This is a genomic window from Streptomyces sp. NPDC127114 (assembly GCF_042677525.1).
In the GTDB taxonomy this organism is placed as follows: Bacteria; Actinomycetota; Actinomycetes; order Streptomycetales; family Streptomycetaceae; genus Streptomyces.
In genome coordinates this window covers 66919-81606 of the sequence record NZ_JBHXTJ010000034.1, presented here as the reverse complement: position 1 = coordinate 81606, position 14688 = coordinate 66919, and the positions used below count along the sequence as shown (strand labels likewise).

11 protein-coding genes are annotated in these 14688 nt (G+C 73.8%); 7 read left to right on the top strand and 4 right to left on the bottom strand.

The features are described from left to right. Positions 1-43 precede the first annotated feature (43 nt). Both ACFVGS_RS28090 and ACFVGS_RS28085 read right to left on the bottom strand, forming a co-directional pair. Positions 44-2353, bottom strand: a complete 2310-nt coding sequence (locus ACFVGS_RS28090) for a helix-hairpin-helix domain-containing protein (protein ID WP_385694325.1) — start codon at positions 2351-2353, stop codon at positions 44-46. After that, positions 2350-3336 carry an aldo/keto reductase gene (locus ACFVGS_RS28085; RefSeq protein WP_385694323.1) on the bottom strand — a complete coding sequence of 329 codons (987 nt, stop codon included), beginning with the start codon at positions 3334-3336 and terminating at the stop codon, positions 2350-2352. The genes ACFVGS_RS28090 and ACFVGS_RS28085 overlap by 4 nt, the downstream gene beginning before the upstream one ends. A 186-nt stretch (positions 3337-3522) precedes the next feature. On the opposite strand from ACFVGS_RS28085, the gene ACFVGS_RS28080 reads away from it, so the two are divergent. After that, positions 3523-4572: an LLM class F420-dependent oxidoreductase gene (locus ACFVGS_RS28080; protein WP_384414514.1), complete on the top strand. Its 1050-nt coding sequence runs from the start codon at positions 3523-3525 to the stop codon at positions 4570-4572. Between the two features lie 268 nt (positions 4573-4840). Further along, on the top strand, positions 4841-5626 hold the full coding sequence (locus ACFVGS_RS28075) for a ferritin-like domain-containing protein (RefSeq protein WP_385694320.1): 786 nt from the start codon (positions 4841-4843) through the stop codon (positions 5624-5626). A gap of 29 nt (positions 5627-5655) precedes the next feature. On the opposite strand, the gene corA is transcribed toward ACFVGS_RS28075, so the two are convergent. Continuing rightward, positions 5656-6648 carry a magnesium/cobalt transporter CorA gene (gene corA, locus ACFVGS_RS28070; RefSeq protein WP_384414698.1) on the bottom strand — a complete coding sequence of 331 codons (993 nt, stop codon included), beginning with the start codon at positions 6646-6648 and terminating at the stop codon, positions 5656-5658. A gap of 96 nt (positions 6649-6744) precedes the next feature. Between corA and ACFVGS_RS28065 the strand changes: the two genes are divergently transcribed. The 5 genes from ACFVGS_RS28065 (at position 6745) to ACFVGS_RS28045 (ending at position 13524) form a co-directional block, all read left to right on the top strand. Beyond that, positions 6745-7434: a histidine phosphatase family protein gene (locus tag ACFVGS_RS28065; RefSeq protein ID WP_384414519.1), complete on the top strand. Its 690-nt coding sequence runs from the start codon at positions 6745-6747 to the stop codon at positions 7432-7434. A gap of 116 nt (positions 7435-7550) precedes the next feature. After that, positions 7551-8141, top strand: coding sequence for a DUF3090 domain-containing protein (locus ACFVGS_RS28060; RefSeq protein ID WP_384414522.1), 591 nt, complete (start codon positions 7551-7553; stop codon positions 8139-8141). Beyond that, positions 8105-8959: an SCO1664 family protein gene (locus ACFVGS_RS28055; protein WP_384414701.1), complete on the top strand. Its 855-nt coding sequence runs from the start codon at positions 8105-8107 to the stop codon at positions 8957-8959. The genes ACFVGS_RS28060 and ACFVGS_RS28055 overlap by 37 nt, the downstream gene beginning before the upstream one ends. 166 nt (positions 8960-9125) lie before the next feature. Next, complete coding sequence (gene mshC / locus ACFVGS_RS28050) at positions 9126-10355, top strand: cysteine--1-D-myo-inosityl 2-amino-2-deoxy-alpha-D-glucopyranoside ligase (RefSeq protein WP_384414524.1); 1230 nt, start codon at positions 9126-9128, stop codon at positions 10353-10355. A gap of 112 nt (positions 10356-10467) precedes the next feature. Further along, positions 10468-13524: an NPCBM/NEW2 domain-containing protein gene (locus tag ACFVGS_RS28045; RefSeq protein WP_385694317.1), complete on the top strand. Its 3057-nt coding sequence runs from the start codon at positions 10468-10470 to the stop codon at positions 13522-13524. Positions 13525-13611: 87 nt separating this feature from the next. Here ACFVGS_RS28045 and ACFVGS_RS28040 read toward each other — a convergent pair whose 3' ends face one another. Further along, on the bottom strand, positions 13612-14649 hold the full coding sequence (locus tag ACFVGS_RS28040) for a PAC2 family protein (RefSeq protein ID WP_385694314.1): 1038 nt from the start codon (positions 14647-14649) through the stop codon (positions 13612-13614). Between the last annotated feature and the right edge of the window lie 39 nt (positions 14650-14688).

Sequence of the window (14688 nt, the reverse complement as noted above, 5' to 3'; positions counted from 1 at the left end):
GCCCTTCCCGTGGAGAGCGGGGAGGGCGCGCGCCGTCTTCACCTCACGCCTCGGAGTCCTCGTGCAGCAGCGCCTCCAGAAGCGGACGCAGCCGCGTCGTGCGCTCCGGGTCCCGGCCCTCGGCCACCGCCCGGGGCAGCGCCTGCTCCACACCGTGGACGACCGACAGATGGCGCTCCGCGCGCCCGAACGCCGTGTACACCCAGGACCGGGTCAGGCCTCCCGCCGCGTCGCCGGGCAGCACGACGACCGCGGCCGGCCAGCGCGCCCCGACCGCCTGGTGCGCGGTTAGCGCCCAGCCGTGCCGCAGGGCGGACTCGACCCGCTCCTTCGCTACGACGACCTTCTCGCCCTCGCAGTCCAGGTGCAGGCCCTCGGCGTCGGCCGAGACGACCGTGCCGACCCGGGTGCGGCCCGGGGCGGGGGAGTGGGCCACCCGGTCGCCCGGGTCGAAGCCGCCGAAGCGGCCCGGGCCCGGGTTGAGGCGCTCCTTGAGCGCGGCGTTCAGGGCGCGGGTGCCGGCCGAGCCGCCGTGGCCGACCGTGATCACCTGGGTCTGCGCCGCCGGCACGCCGATCGCCCGCGGGATCGAGTCGGCGACCAGCTGCACCGTGCGGTGCACCGCCTCGCCGGCGTCCCGGACCGGGACGATCACGACCTCCTTGCCCGGTGCGGCCACCGGGTTCAGCTCTCCGACGCCGATGCCCGACACCAGCTCGCCCACCGGGCCGGGGTCGGGCACCCGGGAGGCGATCTGCGGGGCGACCCGGGCCGCGAGCAGATCGGCGAACACCCGGCCGGGGCCCGCCGGGCCGAGCACGTGCGGATCCCCGCTGAGCACCAGCCGGCAGCCGTCGGGCAGCGCCTCCACGAGCGAGGCCGCGCTCTCCACGTCGAGCTGCGGCGCGTCCAGGACGACCAGCAGGTCCAGGGCGAGGCTGCCCTCCGCGTCCCGGCCCGGACCGGCCGCGCCGGACAGCAGCGCGGCCACCGGCACCGCCCCGTCCCGGGCCGTGTGCGCCGCGAGCGCGACCCGCAGGCCCCGTGCGCGGGCGGCCTCGGCCAGCGCGGCCGGCTCGGCGCGGGCGGCCTCGCCGCCGGTGTGCAGCACGAGGCCGTGGGCGCCGGCCGCCCGGGCCAGTTCGGGGCCGTCCCACTCCGCGGCCTCGACCGTACGGATCAGGCGGGCGAGACCGTCGGCCAGGCTCTCCTCGGCGAGCGCGAAGCGCTCCAGGCCCAGCAGCACCGGCGTCTCGGGGCGCGGCTGCTCCCGGGCCTCCTCGCCGTCCTCCCCGGTCTCCTCCGGCTCCTCGTCCTGTTCCTCCTCCTGGAAGACCAGCACCGCGGCCTCGGAGACCGCGAGGTCGACGGCCTTGTCGGGCTCGGGCACCGAAAGCCTGGCGAGCCCGTCCCGTACGGCGCCGATCTCCAGGGCCGTGTGCCCCTTCAGGGCCGCCTGGTCGAGGAGCCAGGCGGTGAGGGCCACCACCCGGCGCGGGTCGGCGGGACCGCACTGCGGGCCCAGCAGCGCCCGCGCGAAACCGTCCGCCTGCTCGGACCGGACGCCCGGCACCGCGAGCAGCTGCCACGGGTCGTCCTCCAGCGCCCGAGCGGCGCCCTCGCCGAGGACCGCGGCGACCTGACCGGCGAGCGCCTCGGGCGCGCCGCCGCGCGCGAGGACCTGCCGCACGGCCGCCGTGGTCTCCTCGGTGACCAGCGGCGCCTCGGGCACCGGCGGGCGCACGGTCGTCTCGGGGGCCGCCGCCGGTGCGGACCGGGCCGGCTCGGGCGCCTCGACGCGCGGCACCGAGACCGGTCTGGCGCCGCTCTCCACCGCCCGCACCGCGGCGAGGAGGTCCGCGGCGGTGCCCGTCAGCTTCCCGCCCGCCTCCACGGGCGAGCCGCGCTCGGCCTTGCGCCGCTCGATCTTCGCCCGCAGATCCCGCTGCGCGGCCAGCTCCGCCTGCGCCTCGGACAACTCGGACGCGCCGGCACCCTCCGCACCGCCTTCGCCCGCACCGGAGCCTTCGCCCTCAGCCGTACCCGAGCCTTCGGCCGTACCCGAGCCTTCGGCCGTACCCGAGTCCTCGGCCGTACCCGAGCCGTCGGCCGTACCCGAGCCGTCGGCGGTACCCGAGTCCTCGGCGGTACCCGAGTCCTCGCCGGTACCTGCGTCCTCGGCCGTATCCGAGTCCTCGGCGCCGTCGGTGTCCCCGGTTTCCGCCGCACCCGGCGCCCCGTCGGCCTCCGGCCCCGCCTCGGGTGCGTCCGGCGGGCCCGAGGACGGTTCGCGGGCGTCGGTGGCGGTCTCGGTCGCCTCGGGCGGCGCGGTGTCGCCGGAAGGCTCGGTCACAAGGTGCTCCAGTCGTGATCCGGATAGCGGTGCACGGGCGCCGACACGTCGTCGAGGGCCCGGCAGATCTCGTCAGGAAGACTAAGGCTCTCCACTGACAAAGCCGCCGCGAGCTGCTGCGCGTTGCGCGCGCCGACGATCGGGGCGGCGACGCCGGGCCGGTCGCGGACCCAGGCGAGGGCGACCTGGAGCGGCGTGGTGGCGAGGCCGTCCGCCGCCGTGGTGACCGCGTCCACGATCCGGCTCGCGGCGTCGTCCAGATACGGCTCGACGAACGGCGCGAGCGCCTCCGAACCGCCGCGCGAGTCCGCCGGAGTGCCGTGCCGGTACTTGCCGGTGAGCACTCCGCGCCCGAGCGGCGAGGAGGGGAGCAGCCCGATGCCCAGGTCGAGCGCGGCCGGCAGCACCTCGCGCTCGACGCCCCGCTGGAGCAGCGAGTACTCCATCTGCGTCCCGGCGAGCCGGGTCCGGTCCCCGGCGTGCTGCCAGGTCCCGGCCTTCGCCAGCTGCCAGCCGCAGAAGTTGGAGACGCCCACGTACCGCGCCCGGCCGCTGCGCACGGCGATGTCGAGGGCGTGGAGCGACTCCTCCAGCGGGGTGTACGGATCGAAGGCGTGCAGCTGCCAGAGGTCCACGTAGTCCGTGCCGAGCCGGGCGAGCGAGGCGTCGAGCGCGGCGAGGAGGTGGCCGCGCGAGCCGTCCGTGCGCCGGTCGGGGTCGGGCACGCTGCCGGCCTTGGTCGAGATCACCAGGTCGCGGCGCGGGATCAGGCCCGACCTCTCGTCCACGAGCCGTCCGAGCAGATACTCCGCCTCGCCGCCCCCGTACACGTCCGCGGTGTCCACGAGCGTGCCGCCCGCGTCCCAGAACACCTTCAACTGCTCGGCGGCGTCGTGCTCGTCGGTGTCGCGGCCCCAGGTGAGGGTGCCGAGCCCGAGCCGGGACACGCGCAGGCCGGTACGTCCGAGATGCCTCTGCTCCATGGCCGCGAGATTACTGGCCACGGCACCACGCGGAGAGACCCTGTGGACAACCTGTCCACAGGCCCCCCGTCCGAGCCCCGCCGACCCGGTCGGCGCCCTGCTCCCCGCCGGCTCCTGACGAATGCCGGGACCGCGCGCTAGAGTCCCCGGCACAGGGACGTTACCGATGGGTAAGGGGTACGTGGCATGCGGCTCGGCATCAACCTCGGCTACTGGGGCGCGGGCATGGACGGCGACAACCTCGCCGTGGCCCAGGAGGCGGACCGCCTCGGCTACGACGTCTGCTGGGCGGCGGAGGCCTACGGCTCCGACGCCCCGACCGTGCTCTCCTTCGTCGCCGCGAAGACGGAGCGGATCGACATCGGCTCGGCGATCATGCAGATCCCGGCCCGGCAGCCCGCCATGACGGCCATGACCGCCGCGACCCTCGACTCGCTCTCCGGCGGCCGCTTCCGCCTCGGCCTCGGCGTCTCCGGCCCCCAGGTCTCCGAGGGCTGGTACGGCGTCAAGTTCGACAAGCCGCTGGCCCGCACCCGCGAGTACGTGGAGATCGTCCGCCGCGCGATGTCCCGCGAGCGCCTCACGTACGAGGGCGAGCACTGGACCCTGCCGCTGCCGGACGGCCCGGGCAAGCCGATCAAGCTCACGGTCCACCCGACCCGCCCGCACATCCCGCTCTACATCGCCGCCATCGGCCCCAAGAACCTGGAGCAGACCGGCGAGATCGCCGACGGCGCCCTGCTGATCTTCCCGGCCGCCGAGCACCTGGAGGAGACCGCGCTGCGCCACCTCCGCGCGGGCCGCGAGAAGGCCGGGCTCACCATGGACGGCTTCGACGTCCACCCGACGCTGCCGCTCGCCCTCGGCGACGACATCGACGCGCTGGCGGACGTCTTCCGCCCGTACACCGCGCTCTACGTCGGCGGCATGGGCAGCCGCAAGCAGAACTTCTACAACCAGCTGGCCCAGCGCATGGGTTACGAGAAGGCCGCCGCCGAGATCCAGGAGAAGTACCTGTCCGGCGACAAGGCCGGTGCCGCCGCGGCGGTGCCGCGCCAGCTCATCGACCAGACCACCCTGCTCGGCTCCGTCGAGCGGATCGCCGACCGCATGAAGGCCTACGCGGCGGCCGGCGTGACGACCCTGACGCTGGCCCCGGCCGGCTTCACGCTCGACGAGCGGATCGCGGCGCTGCGGGCCGGCGTCGAGGCCCTGGAGCGGGCCGGACTCGCGTAACGGGTCAGCCCCGACAGGCTCCGGGCCGTGTCCCGGACAAGCCTGCGGCCGTGGTGGGGGCTCGGGGGTCTTCCCCGCCACGGCCGTCACGCAGCACAACGCGTGAGCGCGCCCCGGGGTTACGGGCCGTGGCGCGGCCCGCCCGCCCCGGCCCGTACGTCGTTCGGCCCAGCGCCGGCCGTCCTCCTGTTGCCCGTCCCGGCACGGCGGTCTTGACTCGTACTCCACGGGCGTGCGGAGTGCGGACGTCCGCATGGAGGTGGCACCCATGCTTTCGGCCAAGAGCCTGTTCCAGGAAATCATCGACAACGACGAGTCGTTCCGGCTCTTCTGTTCCATCGCCGCCAGCGGCGAGGCACAGGGCGGCTGGGAGAACGGACGCATCGCCGCCCTCGTCGCCCCCGGCATGCGGGAGATGGCTCCCAAGATCACCCGGCACGGCGCCGACGAGGACAAACACGGCCGGATCTTCAACGCCCTGCTGAGGAAGCGCGGCCTCGATCCCGTACCCGTACCGCCCGAGACCGACTACACGATGCTGCTGGAGAAGCGCGGGATCGGCCTCGCGCACGACAAGCTGCGCCGCGACGAGCCGCTGACCGAGCGGGACATCGTCGTCTACCTCAGCCACAGCCGGGTCACCGAGCAACGGGCCGCCGACCAGATGGACATGCTGGTCAAGTACTTCGGGGACCACCCCGAACTGGGCAAGGCCATCCACATGATCGACAACGACGAGACCAACCACCTCGCCTACTGCCACGAGGAGCTGCTCCGCCTCAACTACGCGGGCCACGGCCGCCTCATCCAGCGCACCCTGCGGGAGTCCGCGCTCGTCGAGATCCAGGTCTACCGGGACGTCAGCCTCGCCGTGATGAGCCACATGGGCCGCATCCTGCGGTGGCCGAAGGCGAAGGCAGCCGCCCTCGCCGCCGGCATCCACGGCATGTACGCGTACGAGCGGGCGGCCGGATGGCACCGGATGGTGGGCCTGACGATGCCCGAGCGGCGCGACGCCCTGGGAGGGCCCGCGACGCCCGCCCCGGCCTTCTGAGGCACCGGCTCTTCGCCTGCGTCCCGGCCCTACATCCAGCCGCGCCGCTTGAACAGCCGGTACAGGCCCAGGACGGTCCCCGCCATCAGCAGGAGCAGCGCCGGGTACGACCACACCCAGCGCAGCTCCGGCATGTGGTCGAAGTTCATGCCGTAGATCCCCGCGACCATCGTGGGGACCGCGGCCATCGCCGCCCAGGCCGAGATCTTGCGCATGTCGTCGTTCTGCCGCACGCCCATCTGCGCCAGGTGCGCCGACAGCACGTCCGACAGCAGCCGGTCCAGGCTCTCCACCTGTTCGTTGGCGCGCAGCAGATGGTCCTGCACGTCACGGAAGAACGGCGTGGCCTTGTCGTGCACGAAGGGCACCGTGCCCGTGGCGAGCCGGGCCATCGGCGCGGTCAGCGGGCTCGCCGCCCGGCGGAACTCCAGGACCTGCCGCTTGGCCGTGTAGATCCGCTCCGCGGTCCGCTTCGGGCTGCCGCCGGACGGCGCGAAGACGTCGGCCTCCAGCTCCTCCAGGTCGATCTGTAGCTCCCCGGCGACGTCGATGTAGTGGTCCACGACCGCGTCGCTGATCGCGTACAGGACCGCGGTGGGCCCGTGCCGGAGCACGTCCGGCGTGGCCTCCATGCGCTTGCGCACCGCCGTCAGCGGGCTGCCGGCCCCGTGCCGCACGGTCACGACGAACGAGTCGCCGACGAAGACCATCACCTCGTCCGAGCTGACCCGGTCGCTCTCCGGCTCGTACACCACCGGCTTGAGCACGACGAAGAGGCAGTCGTCGTACACCTCCAGCTTGGGCCGCTGATGCGCCTTCAGGGCGTCCTCCACGGCCAGCGGGTGCAGCGCGAACTCCGAGGAGACATGCTCGAACTCGGCCTCGGTCGGCTCGTACAGGCCCACCCACAGGAACGCGTCGCCGCTCGACCGCGCCTCCGCCAGCGCGTCCGACAGGTCGGCGGGGCTCTCCTTCCGCTGCCCGCGCCGATAGATGGCTGAGTCCACGATCACGCGCCGTATTCTCCCCCCATCGCCGCCGGACCGCATCCCCGCGGGGAAGCGGTCCGGCCGCTCGGGCGTCCCCACGCGCGCGTGCCTGCGCCTACGCTGGCCCCCATGGTCACCCTGATCCTCGTACGGCACGGACGCTCCACCGCCAACACCTCCGGGGTGCTCGCCGGACGCACGCCCGGCGTCGCGCTCGACGAGCGCGGCGCCGCGCAGGCCGTCGAGCTGCCCGGGCGGCTGGCCGGAGTGCCGCTCGCCGCCGTCGTCTCCAGTCCGCTCCAGCGCTGCCACGAGACCGTGCGCCCGCTGCTCGACGCCCGCCCCGGGCTGCCGCTGCACACCGAGGAGCGGATCAGCGAGTGCGACTACGGCGACTGGTCGGGCCGCAAGATCGCCGAGCTCATGGACGAGCCGCTGATGCAGGTCGTCCAGGCGCACGCCTCGGCCGCCGTCTTCCCCGGCGGGGAGTCCATGCGCGCCATGCAGGCGCGGGCCGTGGACGCGGTGCGCGACTGGAACGCCCGGATCGAGGCCGAGCACGGCGAGGACGCCGTCTACGCGATGTGCTCGCACGGCGACATCATCAAGGCGATCGTCGCCGACGCCCTCGGCCTCCACCTGGACCTCTTCCAGCGGATCCAGGTCGATCCCTGCTCGGTCACCGCGATCCGCTACACGCGCCTGCGTCCCTTCCTGCTCCGCCTCGGCGACACCGGCGACCTGGCCGCCCTCGCCCCGCGCGAGACCGCCGGCGGACAGGGGGAGGCCGAGGTCGGGGGCGGTGCGGGCGCACCGTGATCCATCCGCGCAGTAGGGTGGACGCGCCGCTGTAGGGCCGTTCCGCGACACCGGCGGCCACGAGAGCAGCGTTCACGACAGCAGCACCACAGCCGAGAGCCAAGGGAGTCAGGAACGTGTCCCGTCAGGTGTTCCTCTACGACCCACCGGAGCGTTTCGTGGCCGGCACGGTCGGGCTGCCTGGCCGCCGTACGTTCTTCCTCCAGGCGTCCGCGGCCGGCCGGGTCACCAGCGTCGCCCTGGAGAAGACCCAGGTCGCGGCCCTCGCCGAGCGGATCGACGAACTGCTCGACGAGGTGGTGCGCCGTACCGGCGGCAACGCCCCCGTACCGGCGATGGCCCCCGCCGACATCACGGACACCGCCCCGCTCGACACCCCCGTCGAGGAGGAGTTCCGGGTCGGCACCATGGCGCTCGCCTGGGACGGCGAGGAGCAGCGGATGATCGTCGAGGCGCAGGCCCTCGTCGAGCTCGACGCGGACTCCGAGGAGGACCTCGCCGAGGCCGAGGAGCGGCTGCTCCAGGACGAGGAGAACGGCCCGCCGATGCTGCGCGTCCGGCTGACCGGGGCCCAGGCCCGGGCCTTCGCCAAGCGGGCCCTCGACGTGGTGAACGCCGGCCGGCCGCCGTGCCCGCTGTGCAGCCTGCCGCTCGACCCCGAGGGCCATGTCTGCCCGCGTCAGAACGGATACCGTCGCGGCGCATGAGCAGCCATCAGGCCCCTGCGACGCCCACGACTCCCGCGGTCCTCGAACTGCTCGGCCGCGGTGAGCTCACCGTCCGCGGCCAGGTCCGCGAGGCGTCCAACGCGGTGCTGTTCTGCTCCGTCGCGTACGCGGGCGAGGAGGCGGACTGCGTCTACAAGCCGGTCGCCGGGGAACGCCCGCTGTGGGACTTCCCCGACGGCAGCCTCGCCCGTCGCGAGGTCGCCGCCTTCGAGCTGTCCGAGGCCACCGGCTGGGGCCTGGTCCCGCCGACCGTGCTGCGGGACGGGCCGTACGGCGAGGGCATGGTGCAGCTGTGGGTCGAGGCCGACCCGGAGGCGGCCCTGCTCGCGCTGGTCGAGGACGAGGAGCCGGGGGAGGGCTGGAAGGCCGTCGGCCCCGCCCAGGTGGCCGAGGACCGCACGGCGCTGCTCGTCCACGCCGACAGCCCGCAGCTGCGCCGGCTGGCCGTCCTGGACGCCGTCATCAACAACGGTGACCGCAAGGGCGGGCATCTGCTGCCCGTACCCGACGGACATCTGTACGGGATCGACCACGGCGTCTCCTTCCACGTGGACGACAAGCTGCGCACCCTGCTGTGGGGCTGGGCGGGCGAGGAGCTGACCGAGGAGGCCGTCGCCGTGCTGGCCGGTCTCGACGCGCGGCTCGCGCCCGGCACTCCACTGGCGGAACGGCTCGCGGCGCTGCTGACCGCCGCCGAGGTGGACGCGCTGCGGGCGCGGGTCGCCCGGCTGCGCGGGACCGGGCGGCATCCCGTACCGTCGGGGCGGTGGCCAGCCATCCCCTGGCCGCCGGTGTAGCGGCGGGTGTTGCCCCGGCGGACCGATGCTTTTCCGCCAACCTCCCGCGGACGCGCCACACCCCCTAGGGGTATGCACGAACGGCTCTGACCCGCAAGACCGCCTATTCGGTCAAGATCCCGGGTGCGGTTCGTATCCGGAACACCTGTCCGGTTACGCTCAGGACATGCATGCCTGGCCCGCTTCTGAGGTCCCCGCCCTGCCCGGCAAGGGCCGCGACCTCCGGATTCACGACACGTCGACCGGCGGACGAGTGACCCTCGACCCCGGCCCCGTCGCCCGTATCTACGTCTGCGGCATCACGCCGTACGACGCCACCCACATGGGGCACGCGGCGACCTACAACGCGTTCGACCTCGTGCAGCGCGTGTGGCTCGACACCAAGCGGCAGGTCCACTACGTCCAGAACGTCACCGACGTGGACGATCCCCTCCTCGAGCGGGCCGTCCGCGACGGCATCGACTGGGTCGGCCTCGCCGAGCGCGAGACCGCCCTGTTCCGGGAGGACATGACCGCCCTGCGCATGCTGCCCCCGCAGCAGTACATCGGGGCCGTCGAGGCCATACCGGGCATCGTCCCGCTGGTCGAGCGGCTGCGGGACGCCGGTGCCGCCTACGAGCTCGACGGCGACATCTACTTCTCCGTCGAGGCCGACCCGCATTTCGGCCAGGTCTCGCACTACGACACCGCGCTGATGCGCCACCTGTCCGCCGAGCGCGGCGGCGACCCGGACCGGCCGGGCAAGAAGAACCCGCTCGACCCGATGCTGTGGATGGCCGCCCGCGAGGGCGAGCCCAGCTGGGACGGCGCCAGCCTCGGCCCCGGCCGCCCCGGCTGGCACATCGAGTGCGTCGCCATCGCCCTCGACCACCTCGGCATGGGCTTCGACGTCCAGGGCGGCGGCTCCGACCTGATCTTCCCGCACCACGAGATGGGCGCCTCGCACGCCCAGGCCCTCACCGGCGAGTTCCCCATGGCCAAGGCGTACGTCCACGCCGGCATGGTCGCCCTGCACGGCGAGAAGATGTCCAAGTCCAAGGGCAACCTGGTCTTCGTCTCCCGGCTCCGCAGGGACGGCGTCGACCCGGCCGCCATCCGGCTCTCCCTGCTCGCCCACCACTACCGGGCCGACTGGGAGTGGACCGACCAGGTGCTCCAGGACGCCGTCGCCCGCCTGGGCCGCTGGCGCGCCGCCGTCTCGCGCCCCGACGGCCCGTCCGCCGACGCGCTCGTCGAGGAGATCCGCGAGGCCCTCGCCGACGACCTGGACGCCCCGGCCGCGCTCGCCGCGGTCGACCGCTGGGTCGCGCTCCAGGACGCCGAGGGCGGCACCGACGAGTCCGCCCCCGGGCTCGTCTCCCGTGCCGTCGACGCGCTGCTCGGCGTCGCCCTGTAGCCGTCCCCGGCGACGCCTCCGGCTGCCCGACCGCCCTCGGACTTCCCCTGGAAGTCCGGGGGCGGTTCCTTTTGTCCTGTCGCCACGCTCGAATCTGCGCTAAACAGACGCCATGCAATCATCAATGCGCATGAGAGCTGCAGTCGCCGGCACACTCCTCGGCCTGCTCGCCGTCTTCGCCGGACCCGGAAGCCCCGCGTCCGCCGAGCCGTCCGACACCACCGTCGGCGCCGTCACCGGCTTCGCCGCCGAGGGGTCCGTCTACCGCCTGACCGCGGGCCACGCGGAGGCCCGGGTCAGCTTCGTCACGGACGAGACCTTCCGCATCGAACTCGCCCCCGACGGAAAGTTCACCGACCCCACCGGACACGACATCGTCCTTCCGCAGGGCCCGCCGCCCGCCACCCGCTGGGCCGACCGCGGCGACCGCTACGAACTCAGCACCGCCCGGGTGACCCTGCGCGCCTACAAGTCCCCGCTGCGCTTCGCCGCGCTCCGCGCCGACGGCACGCCGCTGTGGACCGAGACGCAGGGCCTCACCTGGAACCAGGACCGCACCGTCCAGACCCTGGCCCGCGGCGCCGACGAGCAGTTCTACGGCGCCGGCATGCAGAACGGCCGCGGCAACACCTCCCACCGCGGCAAGACCGTCGAGGTCGGCGTCGACTACAACTGGAACGACGGCGGCCACCCCAACTCCGTCCCGTTCTACCTCTCCTCGGCCGGCTACGGCGTCTACCGCAACACGTACGCGCCGAACACCTACGCCTTCGGCGAGCCCGTCACCACCACCGCCCGCGAACAGCGCTTCGACGCCTACTACTTCGCCGGTGACGGCAAGGACGCCCTCAAGGACGTCATCGGCCAGTACACCCGGCTCACCGGCAAACCCTTCCTCCCGCCCGTCTACGGGCTGGAGATCGGCGACGCCGACTGCTACCTGCACAACGCCAACCGCGGCGAACGCCACACCCTCGACGCCCTGAAGGTCGCCGACGGCTACGTGCAGAACGACATGCCCAACGGCTGGATGCTCGTCAACGACGGCTACGGCTGCGGCTACGAGAACCTCGCCGAGACCGCCCAGGGCCTCCAGCAGCGCGGCATGCAGCTCGGCCTGTGGACCGAGGACGGCCTCGACAAGCTCGCCGACCAGGTCAGGGCCGGTCAGCGGGTCGCCAAGCTCGACGTCGCCTGGGTCGGCGAGGGCTACAAGTTCGCCCTCGACGGATGCAAGGCCGCCCACGCGGGCATCGAGGCCAACAGCACCGCGCGCGGCTTCACCTGGGCGCCCGAGAGCTGGTCCGGCGCCCAGCGCTGCGGAGTCCAGTGGTCCGGCGACCAGTCCGGCAGCTGGGAGTACATCCGCTGGCAGATACCCACCTACGCCGGCGCCTCCATGTCCGGGCTCGCCTACACCACCGGCGACGTCGACGGCATCTTCGGCGGCAGCCCCCGGACGTACACCCGTGACCTCCAGTGGAAGACCTTCCTCCCGGTCACCATGACCATGGACGGCTGGGCCGACCACGACAAGCAGCCCTTCCGCTACGGCGAGCCCTACACCTCGATCAACCGGGCCTCGCTCAAGCTCCACGAGGCCCTGCTGCCGTACATCTACTCGCACGCCCACCGGGCCACCGAGACCGGCGTCGGCCTCGCCCGGCCCCTCGTCCTCGAATACCCCGACGACCCGGTGGCCGCCTCCGACGCCGCGAAGTACGAGTTCCTGAGCGGCGAGGACTTCCTCGTCGCGCCCGTCTACAAGGACGCCGTGGAGCGCGACGGCATCTATCTCCCCAAGGGCACCTGGATCGACCACGCCACCGGGCGCACCTACGAAGGCCCCGTCACCCTCGACGACTACAGCGCCCCGCTCGACACCCTGCCCCTGTTCGTCCGGGCCGGCGCCGTCGTCCCCATGTGGCCCGGCGGCATCCGCTCCGCCACCGACCGCAGGCCCGGCGACCCGATCGCCTGGGACGTCTACCCGCAGGGCACCTCCTCCTTCGAGCTGTACGAGGACGACGGCGTCACCCGCGAACACCGCTCGGGCCGGTACGCCACCCAGCGCGCCGAGGTGACGGCCCCGCAGCGCGGAGCCGGCGACGTGACCGTGCGCATCGGCGCGAGCGTCGGTGACCACACCGGCAAGCCGGCCGCCCGGCCGTACCACTTCACCGTCCACACCGGCGACGCGCCCGGCGCCGTCACCCTGGGCGGCCGCGCGCTGGCCCGGCACACCACGAAGGCCGCCTTCGAGGCCGCCACGCAGGGCTGGTGGTACGACCGCGACGACCGCGGGGGAGTGGTCCGGGTCAAGACCGCCGCCCAGCCCACCGACCGTGCCTTCACCCTCGTCCTCAGCGGCACCAGCGCCGTCGGCGGGGCCGTGCCCGGCGCCGCCGCCACCCTCACGGCGTCCGCCGGCCAGGAACTGGGGGCCGGCGTGCCCGGCACCGTCGCCGTGGACGTCACCGCCGGCACCAGGGATGCCACCGCGGTCGAGGTCGGCCTCGACGTCCCCGCCGGCTGGCAGGTCGCCCCGGTCGCGCCGATCGCCCGCGTCCCGGCCGGCACCACCCGGCGCGTGGAGCTCGCCGTCACCCCGGCCGCGGACGCCGCCCCCGGCGAGGCCACGCTCACCGCGACCGCCCGGCACCGCGCGGCGGGCGCGGACCTCACCGCGAGCCTGCGCTTCGCCGCCGGAGTCATGCCGCCACCGCCCACCGCGCCCGCCTGGGCGAGCGACCTCGTGTGGCTGAAGTCGGCCAACGGCTGGGGCCCGCCCGAACGCGACCGCTCCAACGGCGAGTCGGGCGCCGCCGACGGCCACACCCTCACCCTGGCGGGCAGGACCTACGAGAAGGGCATCGGCGCCCACGCCGACTCCGACATCGAGGTCTATCTCGGCGGCCGCTGCACGTCCTTCACCGCCGACGTCGGCATCGACGACGAGATCGCCGGCTACGGTGACGTGGCCTTCTCCGTCGAGGCCGACGGCAGGGTGCTGTGGACCTCGCCACGGGTGACCGGGGCCTCGGCCACGGTCCCGGTGGACGTCGACGTGACCGGCGCCCGCCACGTCCGCCTGAGGATCACCGACACCAACGGAACGAAGAGCGGCGACCACGGGGACTGGGCGGCCGCCCGGTTCGACTGCGCCTGACGGTCCCGGTCCTGGTGGGGCGTCCGGCCACCACGGGCAGGAAAGACGCGTACGGGAGGGGCGGTCGCGCCGCCCCTCCCGTACCGGTCACTCCTCGGCGTCGTCGCCGTCGGACTCCTCGCCCCGTTCCGCGTCCGAGCCGCCCTGTGTGTCCCCGTCCGCGCCCGGGACCGCCTCGGGACCCGGCTGCTGCGGCTTCGGCGGACGGGTCCGCTCGCCCGGACCGTCCCTCAGGTACGAGGTCTCGCCGCCTTCGGTCGCCACCCCGGGCCCCGGACCCTGGCCCGGGTCGCGGCGCCGCAGATAGCGCTCGAACTCGCGGGCGATGGCCTCTCCGGAGGCCTCCGGCAGCTCCGCCGTGTCCCGCGCCTCCTCCAGGGTCTGCACGTACTCGGCGACCTCGCTGTCCTCGGCGGCCAGCTGGTCCACGCCCAGCTGCCAGGCCCGCGCGTCCTCCGGCAGCTCGCCCAGCGGGATGCGCAGGCCGATCAGGTCCTCGAGGCGGTTGAGCAGCGCCAGCGTCGCCTTCGGGTTCGGCGGCTGCGACACGTAGTGCGGCACCGCCGCCCACAGGCTCACCGCCGGGACGCCGGCGTGGGTGCAGGCCTCCTGGAGGATGCCCACGATGCCCGTCGGGCCCTCGTAGCGGGTCTCCTCCAGGTCCATCGTGCGGGCCAGGTCCGGGTCGGAGGTGACGCCGCTGACCGGCACCGGCCGGGTGTGCGGGGTGTCGCCGAGCAGCGCGCCCAGGATCACCACCATCTCCACGCCCAGCTCGTGGGCGAAGCCGAGCAGTTCGTTGCAGAACGAACGCCAGCGCATCGACGGCTCGATCCCGCGCACCAGGACCAGGTCCCGGGGCTTCTCGCCGCCGATCCGCACCACGGAGAGCCGGGTCGTCGGCCAGGTGATCTTCCGGACGCCGCCGTCCAGCCACACCGTGGGCCGGTTGACCTGGAAGTCGTAGTAGTCCTCGGCGTCGAGCGCCGCGAACACCTCGCCCTTCCATTCCCGGTCCAGATGGGCGACCGCCGCGGAGGCGGCGTCACCGGCGTCGTTCCACCCCTCGAACGCGGCCACCATGACCGGGTCGATCAGCTCGGGAACCCCCTCGAGCTCGATCACCCAGCGCCTCCTTCGTCGAAGTTCCTGTCGTACGGACCA

Bases quoted from the DNA above. Each gene is read 5' to 3' on its own strand.
- ACFVGS_RS28065 (WP_384414519.1), top strand. From the start codon at position 6,745: ATGGTCACCCTGATCCTCGTACGGCACGGACGCTCCACCGCCAACACC.
- mshC (WP_384414524.1), top strand. From the start codon at position 9,126: ATGCATGCCTGGCCCGCTTCTGAGGTCCCCGCCCTGCCCGGCAAGGGC.
- ACFVGS_RS28045 (WP_385694317.1), top strand. From the start codon at position 10,468: ATGCAATCATCAATGCGCATGAGAGCTGCAGTCGCCGGCACACTCCTC.
- ACFVGS_RS28080 (WP_384414514.1), top strand. From the start codon at position 3,523: ATGCGGCTCGGCATCAACCTCGGCTACTGGGGCGCGGGCATGGACGGC.
- ACFVGS_RS28085 (WP_385694323.1), bottom strand. From the start codon at position 3,336: ATGGAGCAGAGGCATCTCGGACGTACCGGCCTGCGCGTGTCCCGGCTC.
- ACFVGS_RS28075 (WP_385694320.1), top strand. From the start codon at position 4,841: ATGCTTTCGGCCAAGAGCCTGTTCCAGGAAATCATCGACAACGACGAG.